This is a genomic window from Blastocatellia bacterium (assembly GCA_035275065.1).
Taxonomy (GTDB): Bacteria; Acidobacteriota; Blastocatellia; order UBA7656; family UBA7656; genus DATENM01.
This window is the reverse complement of sequence record DATENM010000046.1, coordinates 118,961-140,426: the sequence shown is the minus strand read 5'-3', so window position 1 is coordinate 140,426 and position 21,466 is coordinate 118,961. Positions and strand designations below refer to the sequence as shown.

General features: G+C 61.6%; 14 protein-coding genes. 7 read left to right on the top strand and 7 right to left on the bottom strand.

The window, feature by feature from the left end:
• Positions 1 to 42: 42 nt before the first annotated feature.
• The 5 genes from VJ464_10580 to rffA are packed head-to-tail and all read right to left on the bottom strand — an operon-like array spanning position 43 to position 5,487.
• Positions 43 to 774, bottom strand: coding sequence for a Wzz/FepE/Etk N-terminal domain-containing protein (locus VJ464_10580; GenBank protein ID HKQ05568.1), 732 nt, complete (start codon positions 772 to 774; stop codon positions 43 to 45).
• 45 nt (positions 775 to 819) lie between these two features.
• The gene (locus tag VJ464_10575) at positions 820 to 2,658 is read right to left on the bottom strand and encodes a glycosyltransferase family 39 protein (protein ID HKQ05567.1); all 1,839 of its coding nucleotides are present in this window, start codon (positions 2,656 to 2,658) and stop codon (positions 820 to 822) included.
• Positions 2,659 to 2,676: 18 nt separating this feature from the next.
• Positions 2,677 to 3,279: a class I SAM-dependent methyltransferase gene (locus tag VJ464_10570; protein HKQ05566.1), complete on the bottom strand. Its 603-nt coding sequence runs from the start codon at positions 3,277 to 3,279 to the stop codon at positions 2,677 to 2,679.
• On the bottom strand, positions 3,257 to 4,291 hold the full coding sequence (locus VJ464_10565; GenBank protein HKQ05565.1) for a glycosyltransferase family 2 protein: 1,035 nt from the start codon (positions 4,289 to 4,291) through the stop codon (positions 3,257 to 3,259). The genes VJ464_10570 and VJ464_10565 overlap by 23 nt, the downstream gene beginning before the upstream one ends.
• Positions 4,288 to 5,487 (bottom strand): dTDP-4-amino-4,6-dideoxygalactose transaminase, encoded by a 1,200-nt coding sequence (gene rffA, locus VJ464_10560; protein ID HKQ05564.1) that lies wholly within the window; start codon positions 5,485 to 5,487, stop codon positions 4,288 to 4,290. The genes VJ464_10565 and rffA overlap by 4 nt, the downstream gene beginning before the upstream one ends.
• Positions 5,488 to 5,815: 328 nt before the next feature.
• On the opposite strand from rffA, the gene VJ464_10555 reads away from it, so the two are divergent.
• Genes VJ464_10555 through VJ464_10545 form a run of 3 tightly spaced genes read left to right on the top strand, consistent with a single transcriptional unit; the run spans position 5,816 to position 10,698 of the window.
• Complete coding sequence (locus VJ464_10555) at positions 5,816 to 7,489, top strand: glycosyltransferase family 39 protein (GenBank protein ID HKQ05563.1); 1,674 nt, start codon at positions 5,816 to 5,818, stop codon at positions 7,487 to 7,489.
• Positions 7,490 to 7,532: 43 nt separating this feature from the next.
• A complete protein-coding gene (locus VJ464_10550; GenBank protein HKQ05562.1) occupies positions 7,533 to 9,095 on the top strand; it encodes a DolP-mannose mannosyltransferase in 1,563 nt (520 codons plus the stop codon).
• A 13-nt stretch (positions 9,096 to 9,108) separates the two neighbouring features.
• Positions 9,109 to 10,698, top strand: a complete 1,590-nt coding sequence (locus VJ464_10545) for a DolP-mannose mannosyltransferase (protein HKQ05561.1) — start codon at positions 9,109 to 9,111, stop codon at positions 10,696 to 10,698.
• A 74-nt stretch (positions 10,699 to 10,772) separates the two neighbouring features.
• Here the strand turns inward: VJ464_10545 and VJ464_10540 are convergent, their stop codons facing one another.
• Positions 10,773 to 12,524, bottom strand: a complete 1,752-nt coding sequence (locus VJ464_10540; GenBank protein ID HKQ05560.1) for a glycosyltransferase family 39 protein — start codon at positions 12,522 to 12,524, stop codon at positions 10,773 to 10,775.
• Between the two features lie 130 nt (positions 12,525 to 12,654).
• Between VJ464_10540 and VJ464_10535 the strand changes: the two genes are divergently transcribed.
• Together VJ464_10535 and VJ464_10530 are read left to right on the top strand one after the other, a co-directional pair.
• The gene (locus VJ464_10535) at positions 12,655 to 15,855 is read left to right on the top strand and encodes a PSD1 and planctomycete cytochrome C domain-containing protein (GenBank protein HKQ05559.1); all 3,201 of its coding nucleotides are present in this window, start codon (positions 12,655 to 12,657) and stop codon (positions 15,853 to 15,855) included.
• 23 nt (positions 15,856 to 15,878) lie between these two features.
• Positions 15,879 to 17,321 (top strand): DUF1501 domain-containing protein, encoded by a 1,443-nt coding sequence (locus VJ464_10530; protein HKQ05558.1) that lies wholly within the window; start codon positions 15,879 to 15,881, stop codon positions 17,319 to 17,321.
• A 48-nt stretch (positions 17,322 to 17,369) separates the two neighbouring features.
• Here VJ464_10530 and VJ464_10525 read toward each other — a convergent pair whose 3' ends face one another.
• Positions 17,370 to 17,999, bottom strand: a complete 630-nt coding sequence (locus VJ464_10525) for an outer membrane beta-barrel protein (GenBank protein HKQ05557.1) — start codon at positions 17,997 to 17,999, stop codon at positions 17,370 to 17,372.
• A gap of 411 nt (positions 18,000 to 18,410) precedes the next feature.
• Between VJ464_10525 and VJ464_10520 the strand changes: the two genes are divergently transcribed.
• Both VJ464_10520 and VJ464_10515 read left to right on the top strand, forming a co-directional pair.
• Positions 18,411 to 20,723 carry a sulfatase-like hydrolase/transferase gene (locus VJ464_10520; protein ID HKQ05556.1) on the top strand — a complete coding sequence of 771 codons (2,313 nt, stop codon included), beginning with the start codon at positions 18,411 to 18,413 and terminating at the stop codon, positions 20,721 to 20,723.
• 70 nt (positions 20,724 to 20,793) lie between these two features.
• Positions 20,794 to 21,420, top strand: coding sequence for an SCO family protein (locus VJ464_10515; protein ID HKQ05555.1), 627 nt, complete (start codon positions 20,794 to 20,796; stop codon positions 21,418 to 21,420).
• The last annotated feature ends 46 nt before the right edge of the window (positions 21,421 to 21,466 follow it).

The window sequence follows — 21,466 nt, the reverse complement described above, 5'->3', positions numbered from 1 at the left end:
ATCGTGAGGCTTGGTGTCTTGGTGGCAAAGCCTTAATTGGTATTACCGCACGCGGCTCTTTAAGTGGCCGATGATCAGCGCCAGGACGACGCCGGCGAGCGCCGCGGCCAGGCCCCAGCTTGCGGCGCTGCGCCAGATGGGCGGCTTGCTGCCGCCGCCTGCGACGATTCGCTCTACCAGATGCGTCTTTGCCGTCAGCAGTGGCGACGTGTTGTTGGTCTTCACTTCTTCTAATTCCGATTCGATCTTGAGAGATGTATCGCGCGTTGTCGGTGACGACTGCAACGGCTTGAGTTGCTCCTCAAGCTGCTGCTGACGCGCCAGGTGCGGACGCATCGCCTCTTCATAAATCTGCGCGTGCCAGGCGACGATCTCGTCGGCCACGGCCTGTGCGAAGCGCACCGACTGATCAGGATTATCGGTCGTCGCCACGATGCGAATCAGGATGGCGTAACGCGCATGAGGCACGCCACTGACATACGCCTCGGCCTGTACGGCGCGCAGCAGTTGCTTGGGCGCTACGCCTAGCTTGCCCGCCAGATCGTGGATGAAGCCCGGACTGTTGGCGGTCTCGGCGGTGATGAATAAATCCTTGAGCGGCTGATTCCACACGCGCCCGACTTCGACCAGCGCCGTCGCCTCATACGAAGCGGGCTGGCGGTTGGCGAGAAAGGCCGCCACACCTGTCGCTAGCAGCGCCAGCAGGATGATCCACCATTTCGCGCGCCACACCGCCAGCACGTAGCGGTCGAGGCGAATTTCGTCTGCGCTCATTTCTGTACTTGTCATCACTAATCACAATCCAATCGAAACTCGATGCTAATCACGCCCGTAGACCGCGAGATCGGCGACCGCGCCGAGGCGGCGGTAATACTGGCCGATGAACTCGCGAGTCTTCTCGGTCGCGGCAATCTCCTGAACGATGACGAGCTTCGGCTGGCGCTCGCTGATCATCTGCATCACGCCATCGCGCTCTGCGCGGCTGATGCCGACTGAGCGCCACCACAAGAAGCGCGTCGGGTTGCGGCGGGCCGCGAGAAAGTAGAGCGCGCTGGCGCGCTGCGAAAACGAAAAGATCGGCTCGTCCGCCGCGCTGTTGTCTTGAATCAGCTTGACCAGCCCATCAACCAGCGCCGCCTGCTGCTGGCCGACCAGGATGCCGCGCCCGCGCTCAATGGCCAGTTCGTGGCGATTGACGAAGCGGAAGCGGCCATCGAATTGCGGCCGCCACGTCGCCTGCCAGCCGGTGACGACAAGCAAAAAGACCGGCAGCAAAATCACCAGCCACCCTGCGCGTGGCGCCGCCGCGAGTCGTGATCGCAAGCCGCTTTCGATCACCGGCCGCGCCCGCGGCAGGGCGGCCAGCAACAGCAAGAAGACCGGCGGCAGCACACGCACCAGATGATAGTAATCGGCGCGCGGGAACATCTCCAGGTAAACGCCCAGCGCGTACAGCATCACTGTGAGCATTGCGCCATTGCGTTGCCACCATTCGCGCCGCGCCTCGCGCGTTTGAAACTTGCTCGCTATCGCTTGTCGCGTGGCGTTCAGCCGGTCTCTGAACGCCGGCTCGTTGCTTGATGAACGCAATGCCCGGACGCCCGGCCACAGCGCCGCCGCCGCCGCCAGTGCGAACAACGTCGGCGGCAGGTAAGCGACCGCCGCGGTCGCCGCCTGCTTGAAGATGAAAGCGCGACCGGGCCATAAGACCAGCGCCGCCATCAGCGCAGTCATCAGCGTAACGAAAGCCGCTAAGAGGCGCGGCGCTCGCTTAATGATCATCACCGCGCCAACGAAAGCGACCGCCAGGCCGAGCGCCAGCGGCCAGAGCTGTTTCGGCGACGGCAAGCCGATGGCGCGCGATTCGCTGTAGGCCGCGGCGTGGTGCCGGAAGTGTTCGACCATCGCGCCGAGCGCGTGCCGCGAATATAGATAGGCCGCCATCGCGGCGACCACAGAGCCAAAGCCGATTAAGTAAATCGCCGCGCGCTGCACCAACCCGCGAGCCATCTCGCCGCGCGTTTGGTAAGCGCCGACCGCCCATTCGCGCAGCCCCAGAGCGATCAGGCCACAGCCCATCACAAAGACGCCGACGTTGTGCTTGAAGAGAAAGACGCCGCCCGCCGCCAGCCCTCCGAGCAACAGCCAGCCGGCGCGCGACGACTGATCGTAATTGAGCGCACAGAGCAGGCCCGCAAGCGCCAGCGGCATGAAGTAAACATCCGGGTAGGGATTGAACAGGTGCTCGTAGCCAAGCCACGCAACCGTCAGCGCCACCGGCAGCAAGCCCAGCCAGAAGCCCGCGAGCCGCCGCGCCAGATGATAGACCAGCGCCAGCGTCAGCAGCCGCGTCACCAGCAGCCCTGCGCGCACCGTCAGTAGCGTTACGCCGAACCACTTCATCAGCAGCGCGTTCAGCCACAGAATGCCCGGCGTGTAGTTGAAGAGGAAATCGCGGTAAGGCACTTCGCCTTGCAGGACGCGCTCGGTCGGCGCGACGCTGTAGCCGATGACCGCCAGTCCCAGCCCGCGGCGATAGAACAACCCGTAACAGACCGCGCCCGCAACCAGCGTAATGACGAGCGGCAAACGGTCGGCAAGCGCCCGGCGGCGCGCGCTCGGCTTGTCTTGCTCGATCTCCTGTTCGCTCGTTGCCATCGCGTTCATCAGCCGCCGTCAGCGTTTATTGAAGACGTAAACTTTTTCACGTCCCCCCGGAATCAAGAAAGCCCGATCAAGCTGTTCGGCGTAAGCGGCGAAAAAATCGTCCAGCGTCTGCTCGGTGAAGCGGTGCGGCTGCGCTCCCGAGCCGGGATCGGTCAGATGCCGCGCGACCCACCGCATCAAGGGCCACTGGCTGTTTGCCAGATTGCGAATCGGCTCGGCAATGATCACCTGCTGCCGAGCCGCCGCAAACATGCGCTCGACCACGGGCAAGGCATCGGGTAAGAAATCATACAATGCGCCCTGCATGATGACGTAATCGGCGGGCGGCAACGGCTCATCTTTGCGCAAGTCCCAGACCTGCCCCCGACCGCCGCTGCTGACCAGTTGCTCGATGAACCCGGCATTGATGTCGAGCCCCATATAGCGCACGCCCCTTTGCCGCAAGTGGCGCTTGAAGAGGATCGGCGGCCCGCAACAAAGATCGAGCACGCTTGCGCCGGTAGCAATCAATTCGGCGATGACGCGGTAACGCGAGTCGAGGTGGCGGCCATAGAGCGTGCGCATGACCAGTTGATAAAGCGGCGTGCTTTTATAGATCAGACTGGTTGCCAAGGCTCACCTCTTGCCGGGCCATCCGCGGTTGCGCGGTCCGCTCGCGGTTGATGACTTCGCGGATGGCCGCCTGCGGTTTGTTATTGACGCGCAGATAGGTCTGTCCGGTGTATTCGCCGAGGATGCCGAAGAAGACCATCTGAATGCCGCCGACCAGCAGCAGCGCAACCATCAACGACGCCCAGCCGGCCACCGCATTCGAGAAGGCTTCGGGGAAGAGCAGGCGGTAGCCGACGACTACGAGCGTCAGCACCAGGCCGAGGAACGCGAAGCTGAAGCCGAACCAGGTGACCAGCCTGAGCGGCTGCACCGAAAACGAGAAGGCCAGCCGCGCCCAGACCCGCACAGACCCCCAGAAGGTGTAAGTGCTGCGGCCAGCGAAACGCGTGTGATGCTCGACCGGCAGTTGCGTGATGCGTGAAGTCACCTGGAACAGCAATCCGTCTACGTAAGGGCGCGGGCCGTCATAAGCGCAGATCAGCTTGGCGACTTCACTGTGGATGACTTTGTAAGGCGACAGATAAATCTCTTTCGGCTTGTGGATGACCCATTCGGCGACCTTGCCATTGAACCAGCTGCCGAGATTTTTCCATGCCTTCTGTCGCTTGACGCGAAAGTCTGCGTAGACGACATCATAGCCTTCCTCGGCTTTGTCGAGCAGCGCCGGCAAATCGCGCGGGTGGTGTTGCAGGTCGTCATCCATGATGGCGACATAGCGCCCGCGCGCCAGCCGCAGGCCGGTCATGATGGCGTTGTCCTGTCCAAAGTTGCGGCGCAAATCGACGCCGATAATGTTGGCGTGGTCGCGGCACAGGGCGCGGATGACCTTCCACGACTGGTCGGGCGAGCAATCGTTGACGAGGACGACTTCATACGTCCGGCCCACAGGCACAAGCGCCTGCTCGATGGCGCTAACCAGCGCCGGCAAGCAATCCTCGCTGCGATAGACCGGGATGACGACCGACAGGTCAGGGGCCGACGCGGACGCGCCAGCCTCGGTCGCGCGGCTCATGGCGCGGGTTCCTCTGGCTGGCCGGCGGCAAGAACGTAAGGCTCGCGGCGGTTGTCTTCCGGCGTCTGTTTCAGGAAGGCCGCGATCTGCTCGACGACTTCGGCCTGCTCATCCGTAGTGATGTCGTTGAAGAACGGCAGCCTGAGCAAGCGGGCGCTCAACTGGTCTGTCACCGGAAGCTGACGGTCGCCGAAGCGTTTGCCGAAGGGCGAAGAGTGCAGCGGCACATAATGAAAGACCGCCTGAATGCCTTGCGCTTGCAGATGGCTCATCAACTGGTCGCGCATCGAAGCCGTTGGCAGCAGGATGTAGAACAGATGGTAATTGCTCTCGCAGTCGTCGGGAATCGTCGGCAGGCCGAGCAAACCGGCGCGCGCCAGCGGCTCAAGGCGGCGCTGATAGAACGCATAAATCTCGCGCCGCCGCTGCGTGATGGCGTCCATCTGTTCCAGTTGTGCGTAGAGGAAGGCGCAGACGATTTCGCCGGGCGCAGACGAGCAACCGACATCAACCCAGGTGTACTTGTCGACTTCGCCGCGCAAGAACTGTTTGCGGTTGGTGCCCTTGTCGCGGATGATCTCGGCGCGCTCGATCAGGTCGGGCGCATTGACGGTCAGCGCGCCGCCTTCGCCGCAGAGATAGTTCTTGGTGTAATGAAAGCTATAAGCGCCGAGGTGGCCGATGGCCCCCAGAGGTTTGCCGCCATAGAAAGCGTTGACGCCTTGCGCGGCGTCTTCGATCACCAATAAGCCGTGCGCCGCCGCGGTCTTCATCACTTCATCCATCGCGCAGCCGACGCCGGCATAGTGAATCGGGATGATCGCCCGCGTGCGCGGCGTGATGGCCGCTTCGATCAAGGTCTCGTCGAGGTTGAGGGTGTCGGGCCGTATGTCAACAAAGACTGGACGCGCGCCACAGCGAATAACGGCATTGGCGGTCGAAGAAAAGGTGAACGACGGCATGATGACTTCGTCGCCCGGCCCCAGGTCGCAGAGCATCGCCGCCATTTCGAGCGCCGTCGTGCCCGAAGGCGTAATCAGAACTTTGCGGATACCGAAGCGCGTTTCGAGCAACTGCGCGCAGGCTTGCGTAAAGTGGCCGTCCGAAGCGACGTTGCCGGGACGGAGAGCTTCGGCAAGGTAATCGCTCTCTTTGCCCACCAGGAAAGGTTTATTGAAGGGTATTCTCGATGGCATCGCGAAGTCTCAAGATCAGATCGAAGCGTAATATAGCTCATCATGGCCGCATCGGGCAAATTGCGCCCCTGGCGGATCGCGGGCCGGTAACTTGATCTGCTGTCGCGGGCTTCATTTCCATGCGACCGCCCCGCTCTTGAGCAGAGCCTATCGTTTATCGAGATGGCGGCCCCCTGACGGCCCGCCGACACGAGGCCATGCGCCAATAGACGGCGCACACGCCGCGGGCAATCAAGCTGGCGCGGGTCTCGCCGGGTGCGATATTCTACAAAATCAAAACCAACGCCGCAGGGGATGCCTTCAGGTTGCGCGCCGTCCGACTGGCCGAATGATGGAACGAAGAAAGAAGCTGACAGCCAATCTTGACCTGACGCTGCTGGCCACGGTTGTCGCCGGATTCAGCGCCGTCGCGGCGCAGCGCCTGGGCTCTGTGCCGGTGCCGGACACCGGCGACGAAGCCATGATCCTGCAAGTTCCCTACGAGATTCTCTACCGCGGCAAATTCGCCTGGCCGATGTACCGTTATCTCGGCGGCAATATCGAAGACGCCTGGCATTCGTTCAGGCCGGTTTACTACTGGCTGATGACCGGCTTCTTCAAGCTCTTCGGCTGGGGGCTGGCGCAGGGGCGCGCCTTCAATCTGCTGGCGGCGGCCGGCTCATTAGTGATTCTTTACTTCATAGGCCGGCGGCTCTTCGGCTGGCCGAGCGGCTTGATGGCCGTGCTGATGGTCGCCGCTGATCCGAACTTCGTCGAGCGCAGTCGCATGGTGCGCAACGAATGTGTCGCCATGCTGTTTGTCCTGCTCGGCTATTACCTTTATGAAATCGCCGAAGCGCGCAAGCAGGCGCGCTACTGCGTCGGCGCGGGATTGGCGGCTGGCGCTGCCGTGATGTGTCACACCAACGCGGTCTACATTCTGGCGGCAATTGGTTTATTGATCGTCATCCGGCGCGGCTGGCGTTTCTATGCGAGCGGCGCGATCTATCAGTTTCTTGGCGGCGCGTTGGCCGTGATGGCTTACGAGATCGTTTATGACCTGGTCGGTTATGCCACCGTGCGTCAGCAGTATCACGGCGACAAGGCGCACTTCGGATTGCTTGAAGCGGACGGCGTGTTGAGCAACCTTGTGAATGAGCAGGCGCGTTACCGCGTCTGGTATTCCGGCGGCGAGTTATCAATCGATGTGCCGTTGATCTTGCTGCACCTGTTTCAACTGCTCCTGGTGGTCGCGCTCGTCTATCTGGCTATCGCCGGCGTGCGAGGCTGGCGGCGCGGCGACTGGATCAATGATGCGCGAGTGCGTGTGCTGATCGTTACGGTGCTGGCCATGTTGTTCATCGCGCTGGTGACCGGCGCAAAGCGCAAGTATGTCATCTATATGCCGTACCTGACGCCGTGGTTTGGCCTCTGTGTCGGCATCCTGCTGCGCGATGGCTGGTCGCGGATTCGCCAATGGCAATTCGCCGAAGCGGCGACGACGAAGACAGCGCAGCGGCTGGCGACCATCGGCCTGGTGTTGGTCGTCTCGGTTTATGGCCTGCTGCTGGTCCGGCAAGAAGCGAAGTTCGTTGCCGGCGTGCGCAATCCGAACCTCGCGTCTTTCGACGAAATGCGCCTTGCCTTGCGCGACGTGGTGCCCGAAGGCGTCTGCCCTGTGTCGGTGATGTACCCGGTCATGTGGCTGGCCTTCCCCGAGGCCGACCGCTGCTATGCCAGCATGGAGCGGCGCATGGCCGACCTGATTGATATAGACGGCAAGGATTATGCCTTGATTCTGCCGGCGGATCAGCACCCGGTCTGGTTGAAAGACGCCGACGAAAACTATCACCTGCTGGGCGAAATTCAGAACACGCCCTATGGCGATTTCCGCATTTATTACACCGGCACAGAGGCGCGCTACCGCGAGCTTGCGCCGAAACGCTATCGGTTCTTCGGCAAGCGGCGCGGCCATGTCAATTTAACCGCGCCGGCTGAATTGCGAGACCAATCATTGCCGTGAGCGGCGGGCATCGCGCAATCAAATGTCAGGGAGCTTATCGAAAATGCAGGCGGCGAGCGCGCCGGATGAAGCGCCAGCGACGGGCGCGTGGTGGCGGCGCGCGCGCAACGTGCGTGCTGCATGGCTGGCGCTGGCGGCCTTCGCACTCGGCGTCAGCGTGATGCTGCTGCACCATCCGGGCCGCCTTGCAGAGCGCGGCGATCTCGCCATCTGGGATTACGTCGCGCAATCGATCCTGCGCGGCCAGGTGCCTTATCGTGACGTGGTTGAGATCAAGACGCCGGCCAGCGCTTATCTGAGCGCAATAGCGATGGCCGTAGGCCGCAGTGCCGGGATGCAAGACATTGCCGCCGTTCGTCTGCTTCAGGTCTTGCTCGTCGGCCTGCTTTCAGCCGTGACCTTTCTTGTCGCTGAAGCTTACCTGCGCAACCGGCTGGCCGCCCTCATCGCCTTTCTGATTCCGCTGCTGCCCGATCATCTGGTGGTCATGATTGCGGGGACACAGCCGAAGCTGCCGATGATTCTCTTTGGCATGCTGAGCTTGCTGCTGATCGCCAGGGATAAGCCATTCTGGGCGGGCCTCTGTTCGATGCTAGCGTGTTTGTGCTGGCAGCCGGGGCTGATGTTCACGGGAACGGCGGTGCTGATCTGCTCGCGCTACCTGACGAGCTGGCGCGACGGGCGAGCGTTGAAAGTGATGGCCGGTGCATTGATCCCGCTCGCCGCGATGTTGATTTATTTCGCCGCCGTCGGCGCATTGTCTGACCTGTGGACATGGACGATGACTTTTAACGCCAGCGTCTATGCGCCGCGCCAGGTGAAAGGGCCGTTGAGCGCCCTGGCGTTTATCTGGAAGATTAGCCGCCAGCAACTCGGCAGTGACATCATCGCCGTCGTCCTGAGCGCCGCGGGACTGATCGGCTTCGGCGTCGAGCGGCTGCGCGCCTGGCGCAAGGGCGGCGGCCTGGCATCAGCCGACCTATTTCTTGATGCGCTGTTGATGCCGCCGCTGATTTATTTCGCCTTCTGCGTCGTCAATTTTCAAGGCGGCCCCGACCTGTTGCCGCTCTTCCCCTTCTTCGGCATCTTCACCGCATGGCTGGTGGTGGCAATCAGCCGCTTCCTTGCATCGAGCCAACGGGTCAGCGCCGCGCTCTCCGCAAGTTTAATCACCGTTGCGCCGGTGATGGCTAGCGTGCTGCTCTTAGCCATCCTGCTCGTGCGCGGGCTGACTTACGGAGGCGAATCCGAGGTGTCACTCGAAGATCAGCGCCGCGAGTTTCAAGCCGTCGCCGAGCGGCTGGAGCCGCGGGATCGAATTTACGTTCACGGCACTCTGGAAATTCTCGTGCTGCTCAACCGCGCGAACCTGAGCCCGTACATCATGTTTGACGAAGGCAAAGACGATTTCATCATGGCAAGGAAGTATGGCGGCTCGTTTCGCGCCTTTCTCGACGAGCTGGGAACTGCCGCGCCCGAAATCATCTCGCTGTCGCGCCTGAAGCATGTCACGCACGGGGCCGAGTTCGAGCGCTGGGTTCTGGGGCGTTATGACGTGCTGCCTGTCAGCGGCTATGATGACATCTACGTCCGCAAAGCAGAGTGAGAGCGATTCAGGAATGGTCGAGGAAGTTTCAAGCCGGTCAATGACGCCGATGGCGCAAGCCGCGCGCCGCTTACAAGCGTTCTGGTGCGAGCCGGCGGCGACGCGCCGGCTGGCGGTCATCGCCTTCGTGCTGGGCGCGCTCGTCATGCTGGCCTATCGCCCTTGGCGACAGTTCGAGGCGGGCGACACGGCGGTTTATGATTACATCGCGCAATCGATCCTGCGCGGCCAGATGCCCTATCGTGATGTCGTCGACATCAAGGGGCCGCTCGGCCCTTACCTGAGCGCCGCGGCAATCGCCGCGGGCCGTGCTGTAGGCTTGCGCGACATTCTTGCGGTGCGCTTCTTTCACCTGCTGATGGTTGGTTTGCTTTCAGCCGTGACTTATCTGGTCGGCGAAAGCTATCTGCGCAACCGGCTGGCCGCCCTCATCGCCTTCCTGATTCCGCTATTGCCGGAGCACTTCGCGCTAATGACGATCACCGGCACGCAGCCGAAGCTGCCGATGATTCTCTTTGGCATGCTGAGCTTGCTGCTGATCGCCAGGGATAAGCCATTCTGGGCGGGCCTCTGCTCGATGCTAGCGTGTTTGTGCTGGCAGCCGGGGTTGATGTTCACGGGAACGGCGGTGCTGATCTGCTCGCGCTACCTGACGAGCTGGCGCGACGGGCGAGCGTTGAAAGTGATGGCCGGTGCATTGATCCCGCTCGCCATTGTGCTGGCCTACTTCTATGCGCGCGGCGCGCTTGCGGACCTCTGGGCCTGGGCGATCACTTACAACTTCAGCGTCTTTGGCCCCGAAGCAAAGTCCGGCCTGAGCCAGGCGATCACCAGGCTGTGGCAGATCATCATCCGCGTCTTCCGGTACGATAGACCGCTGGTGATTCTCAGTCTGCTCGGCTTGCTGATGTTTGTGGGCACACGGCTGCGCGACAAGCTCAAAGGCCGCGCCGCGCTTGCCGCGCCCGATCTCTTCAGAGACGCCGCCGCCATCCCGGCGCTGGTCTACTTGGCCTTTTGCATGATCAATTTTCAGGCGAGCGCCGATTTGATCCCTTTCTTTCCCTTCATCGGCCTATTCGCCGGCTGGTTCTTTGTCGAGGCCGGGCGGCTGGCGGCGACCATAGCGACGCGCTGGCTGAAGCGCGGCCCGCGGCTCTGGCAACGCGAAGGGCTGATTCCGGCTGTCGCGGCTTGCGCCATCTTGCTTGTGCTTACGGCGCGCGTGGCGACTTACAGAATCGAAGGCCGGACGTTGCAGGACCAGGACGAGGAGTTCAAGACGCTTGCGGCGCTGCTCGCGCCTGACGACAAGATATTCGTTCACGGCACGGTCGAGATACTGGTGTTGTTGAACCGCCCGAATCTGAACCCTTACGTGCTGCTCGACTGGGACGCTGATAACTTCGCCGGCTCGCGCCACGCGGGCGGCTGGGAAGCGATCATGGACGAGATGAAAGCGCAGGCCCCCAAGCTGGTCGCCATCACGCGCCTGCGCGCCGTCACTCACCGCGCCGATTTCGAGCAGTGGGTCGAGCAGGATTACGACAAGCTGGAACTGTTCAAGTACGACCGCGTCTACATCAAGAAGGGTGACAAGTGACAAGTGACAAGAGGGATTACCCATACCGACGCTTGCCTGGATAAATCGTCTTGTCACTTGTCACTTGTCACTTGTCACTCCTCCTGCCGTTCGAGGATGACGACTTCGCCGAAGGTGGCGGTCGCGCGAAAGTTGCGCTCGATGTAATCGCGCAGCGGCGCGTAACGCTCTGCCGCCATGTCGCGGTCGCTTGTGAGAATCAGGTTGACGTGATTGGCGTCGAGCCCTTCAAGGGTGCGGGCGCGTTCCATTGCACTGACGCCGACGCCGCCCCAGAACTGCGCCCCCGACGGGTTGCGGCGGTCGGCCAGAAATAGATAAGACGAGCCGGCGTACGACTGCGGAAAGAAATAGCCATCCGGCGGCACGCGCTGTTGAATGTAAGCGACAACACTTTCAATCTCATTCGCCTGCGCCGGCGGAAAATAAACCCCGCGCCCGCGATCTAACGCCAACTCGGTGTTGCTCCTGAGCCGCGGGCCGGCGTCGAAGACGGTGTTGAACAACAAGCGCCCGCCGGCAAGCGCAAACGCCATCGTTAAGATCACCATCAACGGCGCGAGCAAGCCGGGCCTGGGAGCGCGGGCGTCTCGCCCGCCTATTTCACCCATGCGAAAGAAAGCGGGCGAGACGCCCGCGCTCCCAGGCGTTATCAGCACAAACAACAGCAAGACGACAAAAGGCATGGCGGCGATGGCTTGCTCGCGGGCGAATCGCGGGAAGGCTTCCATGAAGGCCGCCGCCGCCGCGACCGCTACGGCCAGCAGCGCGCGCCGCCCGCTCGCTTCCGTCTCTTTATTGAAGAGGACAACCGCCACCGCCGCGACGATGATCAGGATCGGCAGGTAAAAGATCAGCTTGTCTATGGCGCTCTGCGGGCCGAGCAGAAAGAAGGCGAGATTCGCAATGATCGTCGCGCCCCAGATCATCGATATCGTCGAGCGACTGACTTGCATCTTCATGGTGATGAGGCCAATCGCTGCCAGCGCCGCCGCGTAGAGCAGCGGCACATCCGGCGACGGCACGCTCGCCAGCCGGTTCAGCAGGAATTCGCCCGGCCCGAAGAGTAAAGCCCGCGTCATCGCGCCGAGCGCGTGCTGCGATTTCATGTAGATCAACACCGGCACGACCGGCAGCAGAAACCCCGCAAGCAGCGTCGCCGCGCGTCGCCATTGCCGCAACAGCGCCGACGGTCGCAGCGAGAGTCGTTCGTCATCAAGCAGCGCGACGATCAACGCTCCCGCCAGGGCATAAGCGCCGATGTTATGTTTGAACGTCGCCAGCACGCCGAGCGCGATGCCCGCGGCAAACAACAAGCCTGCGCGCGGCCTGCGCGCGTGTTTTAACAACAGCCATAAGGCGATGGCCAGAAACAACGCGCCGTAATGCATCGGCACGGCTTTGAAAGGGCCGTTCGGTCGCAGCCACACGAGCGCCAGCGCCGCGACGGCGAGCGCCTGACCTCGCGATAAAAGCTCGCGCCCGCTCAGGTAGATGAACAGCACGGTCAGCGTCTTGAAAACGAAGACGCCAAACAACGCGGTGTAGAGCGACACGCCGAACCACTGGAACAGCCGGGCATTCAGATAAAGCGTCTCCGGCGGATAGAGCGTGTGAAAATCGCGGTAAGGCACTTCGCCCGCGAGAATGCGTTCGGCGCTGTAGAGGTTGTAGCCGATGGAATAACTGAGCACGCTTTCACGGTTGAAGAGCGCGCCGTAGACGACTGCCGTCACCACGAGCACGGCGACGAGGGCGGCGACGTCTTTGAGGGTTTCAGCGCGGCGGCGTTGGCTGACGGGCGCGGGCGGCGCGATGGTTTTCATCGGCTGGATTATACGGCATCGAAGACATAAAATGCGCCATCGGATGTGGCGCAAGCTGTTAGCTTGCGCGAGGCTCTGCGCAAGCTAACAGCTTGCGCCACATGGCAACGGTTCTAATTCGGGTACTTCGATGACAAAGAAGCAATTTTACCTGGCCATCACTTTCGGCTTCATCCTGCTGGTCTTCGGCGTTCCGAGATTGAGCGCGTGGGCCGATCAAGACAAAGAGCGCGCCGCGTCCAGGCATATAGACTTTGTAAGAGAGATTCGCCCGATCTTTGAGCGGGCATGTTATTCGTGTCACGGCGCGGCGACGCAGGTGTCGGGCCTGCGGCTCGATGCGAAAAAGCCGGCGCTTGCCGGGGGGCAAGCGGGCCGCGTCATCATTGCCGGCCAGGCGACCGCGAGCCCGCTCTACCAGCGCATCGTAGGGCTCGGCGACCTGACGCGCATGCCAATGAAAGGCAAACCGCTCAGTGCCGCAGAGATCGAATTGATTCGCGACTGGATCGATCAAGGCGCGGAGTGGCCCGACGACACAGATGATTCCGAACGACCCGCCTGCGTCGGGTGCCCCGATCCGCAATCCGCAATCCGCAAACACTGGGCGTGGGTCGCGCCGCAACGTTCGCCGCTCCCATCCGTGAGCAACATTACATGGCCGAAGAACCCGATAGATCGCTTCATCCTCGCGCGCCTCGACCGCGAACGCCTCAAGCCGTCGCCTGAAGCCGACCGCATCACCTTGCTGCGCCGCTTGAGCCTCGACCTGATCGGGCTGCCGCCGACGCCCGAAGAAGTCGCCGCCTTTGTCAGCGACAAAAGCAAAGACGCATACGAGAAGCAGGTCGAGCGCTTGCTGGCATCCGCGCACTATGGCGAGCGATGGGGCCGTCACTGGCTCGACGCCGCGCGTTACGCCGATTCGGACGGCTACGAGAAAGACAAGCCGCGTCAGGTGTGGTTCTACCGCGACTGGCTGATCAAGGCGCTGAATCGTGATCTGCCCTACGACCGGTTCATCATCGAGCAAGTGGCCGGCGACCTGCTGCCCAATGCGACCCAGGATCAAATCGTCGCCACGGGTTTCTTGCGCAACTCGATGATCAACGAAGAGGGCGGCGTTGACCCCGAGCAGTTTCGCATGGAAGCGATGTTCGACCGCATGGATGCCATCGGCAAGAGCGTTTTAGGCGTCACCATCCAGTGCGCCCAATGTCACAATCACAAATACGACCCGCTCAAGCAGGAAGAGTATTACCGCCTGTTCGCGTTCTTGAACAGCTCGCACGAAGGCAGCGTCGCCGTCTACACGCCGGAAGAAGAAATGCAGCGCACGGCCATCTTTCGCCGCACGCGCGAGATCGAAGCCAACCTGCAACAGGGCCAGCCGGACTGGTTATCGCGCATGGCGAAGTGGGAAGCGCAAGTCAAAAGCGAGCAGCCGCAGTGGACAATCATCCGGCCCGCCGTTGACGACATTTCGACCGGCGGTGAAAAGATGCTACCGCTGGCGGACGGCTCGCTTCTGGCGCAGAGCTATGCGCCGACCAAGCACCGCTTGAAGCTGACCGTAAAGACCGAGGCGCAGAACATCTCGGCGATCCGCCTTGAATTGCTCCCCGACCCGAACCTGCCGATGGGCGGGCCGGGCCGCTCGATCAAAGGCACGGGGGCACTGACAGAGTTTGCCGTAGAGGCCGCGCCGCTCAACCTGTTCGCCAAACCGCTCAAGCTGAAGATTGTCAGAGCGACCGCGGACATCAACCCGCCGGAAGCCCCGCTCGAAGCCATCTTCGATGACAAGAGCAATCGCCGCCGCGTCACCGGCCCCATCGAGTTTGCCATTGACGGCAAGGACGAAACCGCCTGGGGCATAGACGCCGGGCCGGGCCGCCGCAACCAGCCGCGCAAAGCTGTCTTCACGCTCGAAAAGCCGATCAGCAATCCCGGCGGCACTGTGCTGACCTTTTACCTGACACAGAATCACGGCGGCTGGAACAGCGACGACAATCAGACCAACAATCTTGGGCGCATTCGTTTATCGATAACCAGTGCGGCGGACGCCGTCGCCGACCCGTTGCCGCAGCAGGTGCGCGAGATTCTTTCGATTCCGACTGAGCAGCGCACGCCGGCGCAGACGCAGGCGGTCTTCAGTTACTGGCGCACGACGGTCCCCGAATGGCAGGCGGCAAACGCGCAGATCGCCGAGCTGTGGAAGCAGCACCCCGAAGGCTCGTCGCAGCTCGCTCTGAGCGAGCGCGACGAAGCGCGCGAAACTCACATCCTGACGCGCGGCGATTTTCTGAAGCCGACCTTAGCGGTCACGCCCGGCGTCCCCGCTTTCCTTCATCCGATGCCCAAGGATGCGCCGCCGAACCGCCTCGGGTTTGCTCGCTGGCTGGTTGATCGCACCTCGCCGACAACGGCCCGCGCGCTCGTCAACCGCGTCTGGCAGGCTTACTTCGGCACGGGCATCGTCAGCACCTCCGAGAATCTCGGCACCCAGAGCGAAGCGCCTTCACATCCTGAGCTGCTCGATTGGCTCGCCGTCGAATTCATGGATAAAGGCTGGAGCATGAAAGCGCTGCACCGGCTGATTGTGACTTCGGCCACTTATCGCCAATCATCGAAAGTCACGCCGGAGCTTTACCAGCGCGACCCCTACAACCGTTTGCTTGCGCGCGGCGCGCGCTTTCGCGTCGAAGCCGAGATCGTCCGCGACATCGCGCTGGCGGCAAGCGGTTTGTTGAACCCGGCAGTCGGCGGCCCGAGCGTTTATCCGCCGGCTCCGGACTTCCTGTTCCAGCCGCCCGTCAGCTATGGCCCGAAAATCTGGAACGAGGCGAAGGGGCCGGATCGTTACCGCCGCGCCATCTACACGTTCCGTTACCGCTCGGTGCCATACCCTGTGCTACAGAATTTCGACGCGCCGAATGGTGATGTCTCTTGTGTGCGGCGGTCGCGCTCTGATACGCCTTTGCAGGCGCTGACGACGTTGAACGAACCGCTGTTTATGGAATCGGCGCGGGCGCTCGCCTGGTTGACGGTCAGGCAAGGCGGGCAGACGGATGAGCAGCGGCTCGCGTACGCCTTCCGCCGCGTGCTTTCGCGAGCGCCGAGCGCCGAAGAGAGCGCCGAGCTGCTCGGCCTCTTCCGCAAGCAGAAGGCGCGCTTCATCGCCGGCGAGCTGAATCCCTGGAACCTGGCGGCGAATGATCCGGACAAGCCGAACCCGCTGCCCCGTGACGTGACCATGGACGATGTCGCGGCCTGGACTGCCGTATCGCGCGTGCTGTTGAACCTTGACGAAACGATCACCAAAGAGTGAAGCCGAAAGTCGGAGCGAGCGCCATGAAAAGAAAACCAGATTCATCACCAACGCAAGCCGCCAGTCAGATCAGCCGCCGCTGGTTCATTGAACAATGTGGCGTCGGCCTGGGGGCCATCGCGCTCGGTCATCTGATGGGAGGCGCAGGCGTGGCCGCCGATCAGGTGACGGCGCAGGCCGACCCGCTCGCGCCACGCAAGCCGCCGCTCGCGGCGAAGGCGAAGAACGTCATTTTTCTGTTTATGGCCGGCGCGCCCAGCCACCTCGACCTGTTTGATTACAAGCCGCAGCTCGCCAAGTTCAATGGGACGCTGCCGCCGCCCGAGTTGTTGAAGGATTACCGCGCCGCTTTCATCAATCCCAACTCAAAGCTGCTCGGCCCGAAATTCAAGTTCGCCAGGCATGGACAATCGGGAGCGGAGCTTTCCGAGCTATTGCCGCATCTGGCAGGGATCGCTGATGATGTCGCCATCGTCAAATCGATGGTCACCGACGCCTTCAATCACGCGCCGGGGCAGTTGTTGATGAACACCGGCTCGATGATCTTCGGGCGACCGAGCATGGGCGCGTGGGTGCTGTATGGGCTGGGCAGCGAAGGCCGCGACCTGCCGGCTTTCGTCGTCTTCAGCTCGGGGAGCAAAGGCCCGAGCGGCGGCAACTCATGTTGGGGCAGCGGCTTTCTGCCGACCGTCTATCAAGGGGTGCAGTTCCGCAGCGGCGGCGACCCTGTGCTCTATCTTTCAAACCCGCGCGGTGTTGACGCAGGGCTGCAACGCGCGACGCTCGATTCCCTGAGCCGCCTGAACCAGATGCGGCTGGATGCGGTCGGCGATCCCGAAATCAGCACGCGCATCAACTCGTTCGAGATGGCGTTTCGCATGCAGAGCGCCGCGCCCGACTTGATGGACATCGCCAAAGAGCCGCCGCGCGTCCTTGAGATGTATGGCGCCGAGCCGGGCAAATCATCGTTTGCCAACAACTGCCTGCTGGCCCGCCGGCTGGTCGAGCGCGGCGTGCGCTTTGTGCAGTTGTATCACGAGGCATGGGATCAGCACGGCGCGCTGGTCAAGGATTTGAAGAAGAACTGCCAGGACACCGATCAGGCGTGCGCGGCGCTCATCAAAGACTTGAAGCAGCGCGGCATGCTCGATGACACGCTGGTCATCTGGGGCGGCGAGTTCGGGCGCACGCCGATGATGCAGGCGGGCGACGATGGCCGCGACCATCACCCCAACGCTTTCACGATGTGGCTGGCGGGCGGCGGCATCAAGCCGGGCATCACCATCGGCGAAACCGACGAGCTTGGCTTCAACGTCGCCAAAGACAAAGTTCATGTTCATGACCTGCACGCCACCATCCTGCGGCTGTTAGGGTTCGATCACACGAAGCTGACCTACCGATTCCAGGGCCGCGACTTTCGTCTGACCGACGTTCACGGCAACGTCGTCGAGAGCCTGCTTGCTTGAGCCCACGGCGAAGTCGCTCATTCTCATCCTTAGCCTTTCAGCAGGTGTTTAGAATTTGAAGACGAAGCCGGCCTGATAACGATAGTTGTGAAGCCAGTCACTGGTTGACGAAGAAATCGAGCCAACGCCGCCGCCGCCGGTCAGTCTGGTGTCGACGTCTGTGTGGATGGACAAATAATCGACCTGCGCGGCGCGAATCGCGTAATGCTTGCCCAGGTTGATGTCGATGCCGCCGCCGAAGGCCATCGCGAACTCCGTGTTGCTGGCACTAAACCCGCTCCCGCCTTTTTCGTCTCGCAGTTTCGAGTCGGCTCCACCAAACAGAGCATGCGCGAATAAGGTCACGGCCTTGGGGCGGTATGAGAACCGCGGACCGCCCAAAAAGGTATTGATACGGGTGTCCAGCTCCGGGATGAGGACGAGCGCTCCAGGCACCTGGATAGTCACCGGCCCGGAAGCGCCATGGTTGCTGGTAAATTCAAAAACCCCGCCGAAGTACTTACTGAGATTCCCCTGGATGCCCGCGCCATACCCGTGCAGCGTCTCGTTATCGAGAACGTCAAGGTCGGCAACATAGAGCGAATAGCTTCCCCACACCTCGACATGCGGGTGGTGCTGAGCCCGTGCGGATACCGACACAACAAACAAAACGGTAACGAGCAAAAAGATTCGTTTCATGCTGATTTCTCCATTGTGAGCAGTTTTTTACCGGTTGGATTGGATAGACAACCAAATGCCAAGCGTCACTTGATTTGCGCGGCAGTGGGCACGTGAATACCACGCATGGACATGCGGATTTTAGGTTTGAAGCGGGCGGGTGACTACTGGCAAAACTAACAGGTCGAATGGCGCAATCGCTCAAGTGACTTTACGGCCATTCCCTTCTCGACAGTCAAAAAGATGAGATAAACACAGAGACACAGAGGCACAGAGGTACACAGAGAGGACTCCGTGCCTCCGTGTCTCTGTGTCTCTGTGTTTTTCTTTGATGAACTTGTGAAGCGTTTTGCCGCTCTGTTAGCTTAAACGTTTAACGCGCGCCGCCTTCTCCCGTCATGCGCGGCGAGTCTCGAACCCAGAGGAGTAGGGATGTCCACCTCGAAACCTTCTGCCGCGCCGCAGGCCAACCCCTCGCCTGCCGCCAGCGCGGCAAATCAATCGCTGCCACTCGCGCGGCGACTGTTGCGCTACACGCTTGCCGGCGGCGTGGCGGCGTTGCTGCTCGCGGGGCTGGAGTGGGCTGAGACCAGCGTTCAGCTCACGCCGGTCTTCGCGTCGTTCGGCGAGCGGCTGATCTTCACCGCCTACTTCAGCATGAACCTCTTGAGCGGTGCTGTGATCGGCCTCGCGGTCGGCGCGGCCTTCTGCATTGGCCTTGCCTTACAAAAGAAACTCGCAAGCTGGATAGCGCGCGGCGCAATCCGTTGGCTGCACGAAGTGATTGCCGCGCTGATCGTTTGCGGCGTGTTCGCCTTCGCGCTCAACCAGCAATGGTACGCGCACCGCTTCGCCATGTCCTTAATCCGCGAAGCCGAAAAGATCGAGCGCCTGAACGCTCTGCTGCTCAACCATGAACGCGCCACCTCTTACCTGATCCTGCTGGCCTTCGTCATCTTTGCCGCAAGCCTCAGTTGGCTGGCGCACGCCGCGTCACGCTTTCCGTTCTGGCTCAGAGCGGCGTACCTCATGGCGCTCGCCTTGTTTGTGGGCATCGCTTACACCCTCGACGTGCGCACCGAGCCGCTGCTTTACGAGCACTCATTTCATCAATTGATGTTCGTGCTGGCGACTGCCGCGGGGATGGCGCTGGTGGCCACGGCTTATTCAACCTCGCCGCGCTTGCAAAGCGTCTGGCCGCGCCTGCGACCGACGACGCGGCGACTGATGACGATTACGGGGCTAGTTATCTTTATCGGCGCGCTGCTGTTCACGTTCTTCTACTTTGATCGCAATCAAAATCTCAAGGTGCAAATCTTTTCGCGCACCGTGCAGGCGAAAAAGCATTTCCGGTTGATTCAGTGGGCGGTGGATTTTGACCGCGACGGTTACTCGGCGATTCTCGGCGGCGGCGACCTGAATGACAATCGCGCCGACATCAACCCCGGCCAGTTGGAAGTTGTTTCTGACGGCACCGACAACAACTGCATCGGCGGCGACCTGACGCGCAAAGAGCTTGAGCGATGGCGGCGCGAGCGCGAGTCACACTACGTTGCGCCGCAAGCCGGGGCGCGGCGCTTGAATGTGATCTACGTCTTCATTGACGCGCTGCGGCCCGACCGCCTTGGCGCTTACGGCCACACACGCAACACCAGCCCGAACCTTGATAAGCTGGCGGCGCGCGGCACGGTCTTCGAGAACGCTTACACGCCGGCGCCGAATACCTTTGAAGCGCTGCCGAAGTTCATGCAGTCGTCTTACTGGGACGCGCAGTTGCCGACCTGGACGGAGGTGCTGGCGCAGAACAACTACAATGCGATTCTCTTTCCGCGCCGCATCGTCACCCTGCTGCGCCACGTGCGCGGCATGACGGTCGCGCCGCACTCCGCGGACGGCACCTTCGCCGGCTCGGTTGACACGGCGATTGATCTTCTAAGCAAAGCGCCGGCGGATCGCCCGTTCGCGGCTTATCTCTACGCCACAGACCCGCACCGCCCGTATCGCGTTCACGAAGGCTTCGACTTTGGCCGTAACGACAACGAGCATTACGACAGCGAGATTGCTTACGACGATCACCAGCTCGGTCGCCTGTTCGACTGGATGGAGCAAGCGGGCCGCATGAAAGACACGATGGTGGTGATTATGGCCGACCACGGCGAATCGCTCGGCGAGCGCGGCGTTCACAAGCATTCGTCGCAGCTCTACAACGAACAATCGCGCATCCCGATGATTATCTATGTGCCGGACACCGCGCCGCGCCGCGTCAGCGCCTATGTCAGCTCGGTTGATCTGGGAGCGACGATCTTAAACGCCGTCGGGTTGGATTACCCGAAAGATTATGCCGGCGTCAGCCTGATGCCGTTGCTGCGCGGCGAAGCGATGGCGCACCCGCCCATCTACGCCGAGCAGACGACCGAAGAAGATTCGCCGTACCTGCCGCCGGAAAAGAATCTGGTGCCGAACGGCAAGAAATACATGGTCATCACTCAGGACGGCTTCAAGCTGGTTTACAACCGCGACTACTACGCCTTCGAGCTGTTCGATTTGAAAAACGATCCGGGCGAAGTCCGCAACCTCTATAATGCGCAGCCTGAGCGCGCCGCAGAGATGCGCGCCCTGCTCGGTCGCTATATTGATGTGGTGCAGGCGAGCCGCCCCGCGGATGCCGACGAAACGCAATATCACTTTGGCCCGACCCGTGGCCGCGAAGAAGGCGACGACCCCGCGGGCGGAGAAGAGCATTAGCGGCGTGCCTCGACAGTCGAAACAAAGCGCCGTATGATGGCAGCTCAATACGGATAAGGCGGATCAATAGATGAGCACACGGTCAAGAAAGATAGGCAGGTCGTCGGCAGCGGCGCTGGCGGTTTTCATTATCGGCGCTGGCGCGCTGGCTACTCGTTGCGCCGCGCAAGCCGGCAACTCTGCGACCGCGCAGGGCACGGCGGCGCAGAATTACTTTACCGATGTCGAGCTGGTCAATCAGGACGGCAAGCCCATGCGCCTGTACAGCGATCTGATGAAAGACCGTGTGGTCATCATCAACGCTTTCTTTACCACCTGCACCAGCATCTGCCCGCCGATGACCGCTAATCTGAGTAAGGTGCAGAACTGGCTGGGCGACCGCCTCGGCAAAGAGGTGCAGATGCTTTCAATCAGCGTTGACCCGCTGACCGACACGCCGCCGCGCCTGAAAGACTACGCGCAGAAGTTCGGCGCGCGGCCCGGCTGGTACTTCCTCTCCGGCAAAAAAGAGAATGTCGAATTCGCGCTGCACAAGCTTGGGCAGTTCGTCGAAGAGAAAAACGATCACACCAGCATCGTCATTATCGGCAACCTGCGGACGGGGCTCTGGAAAAAAGCTTTCGGCCTGGCAAAGCCGGATGAGCTGATTAAAGTGGTTGAGAGCGTCTTGAACGATAAGCCGGTGGAATCGAAGTAAGACCTCAGGCTCAATCCCCTCTGCTTTCTAAAGACTGTTCGCTGAC

Excerpts from the sequence above, each read along its gene's own strand:
- VJ464_10580 (HKQ05568.1), bottom strand. The coding sequence starts at position 774 with ATGAGCGCAGACGAAATTCGCCTCGACCGCTACGTGCTGGCGGTGTGG.
- VJ464_10575 (HKQ05567.1), bottom strand. The coding sequence starts at position 2,658 with ATGGCAACGAGCGAACAGGAGATCGAGCAAGACAAGCCGAGCGCGCGC.
- VJ464_10565 (HKQ05565.1), bottom strand. The coding sequence starts at position 4,291 with ATGAGCCGCGCGACCGAGGCTGGCGCGTCCGCGTCGGCCCCTGACCTG.
- rffA (HKQ05564.1), bottom strand. The coding sequence starts at position 5,487 with ATGCCATCGAGAATACCCTTCAATAAACCTTTCCTGGTGGGCAAAGAG.
- VJ464_10555 (HKQ05563.1), top strand. The coding sequence starts at position 5,816 with ATGATGGAACGAAGAAAGAAGCTGACAGCCAATCTTGACCTGACGCTG.
- VJ464_10550 (HKQ05562.1), top strand. The coding sequence starts at position 7,533 with ATGCAGGCGGCGAGCGCGCCGGATGAAGCGCCAGCGACGGGCGCGTGG.
- VJ464_10545 (HKQ05561.1), top strand. The coding sequence starts at position 9,109 with ATGGTCGAGGAAGTTTCAAGCCGGTCAATGACGCCGATGGCGCAAGCC.
- VJ464_10540 (HKQ05560.1), bottom strand. The coding sequence starts at position 12,524 with ATGAAAACCATCGCGCCGCCCGCGCCCGTCAGCCAACGCCGCCGCGCT.
- VJ464_10535 (HKQ05559.1), top strand. The coding sequence starts at position 12,655 with ATGACAAAGAAGCAATTTTACCTGGCCATCACTTTCGGCTTCATCCTG.
- VJ464_10530 (HKQ05558.1), top strand. The coding sequence starts at position 15,879 with ATGAAAAGAAAACCAGATTCATCACCAACGCAAGCCGCCAGTCAGATC.
- VJ464_10525 (HKQ05557.1), bottom strand. The coding sequence starts at position 17,999 with ATGAAACGAATCTTTTTGCTCGTTACCGTTTTGTTTGTTGTGTCGGTA.
- VJ464_10520 (HKQ05556.1), top strand. The coding sequence starts at position 18,411 with ATGTCCACCTCGAAACCTTCTGCCGCGCCGCAGGCCAACCCCTCGCCT.
- VJ464_10515 (HKQ05555.1), top strand. The coding sequence starts at position 20,794 with ATGAGCACACGGTCAAGAAAGATAGGCAGGTCGTCGGCAGCGGCGCTG.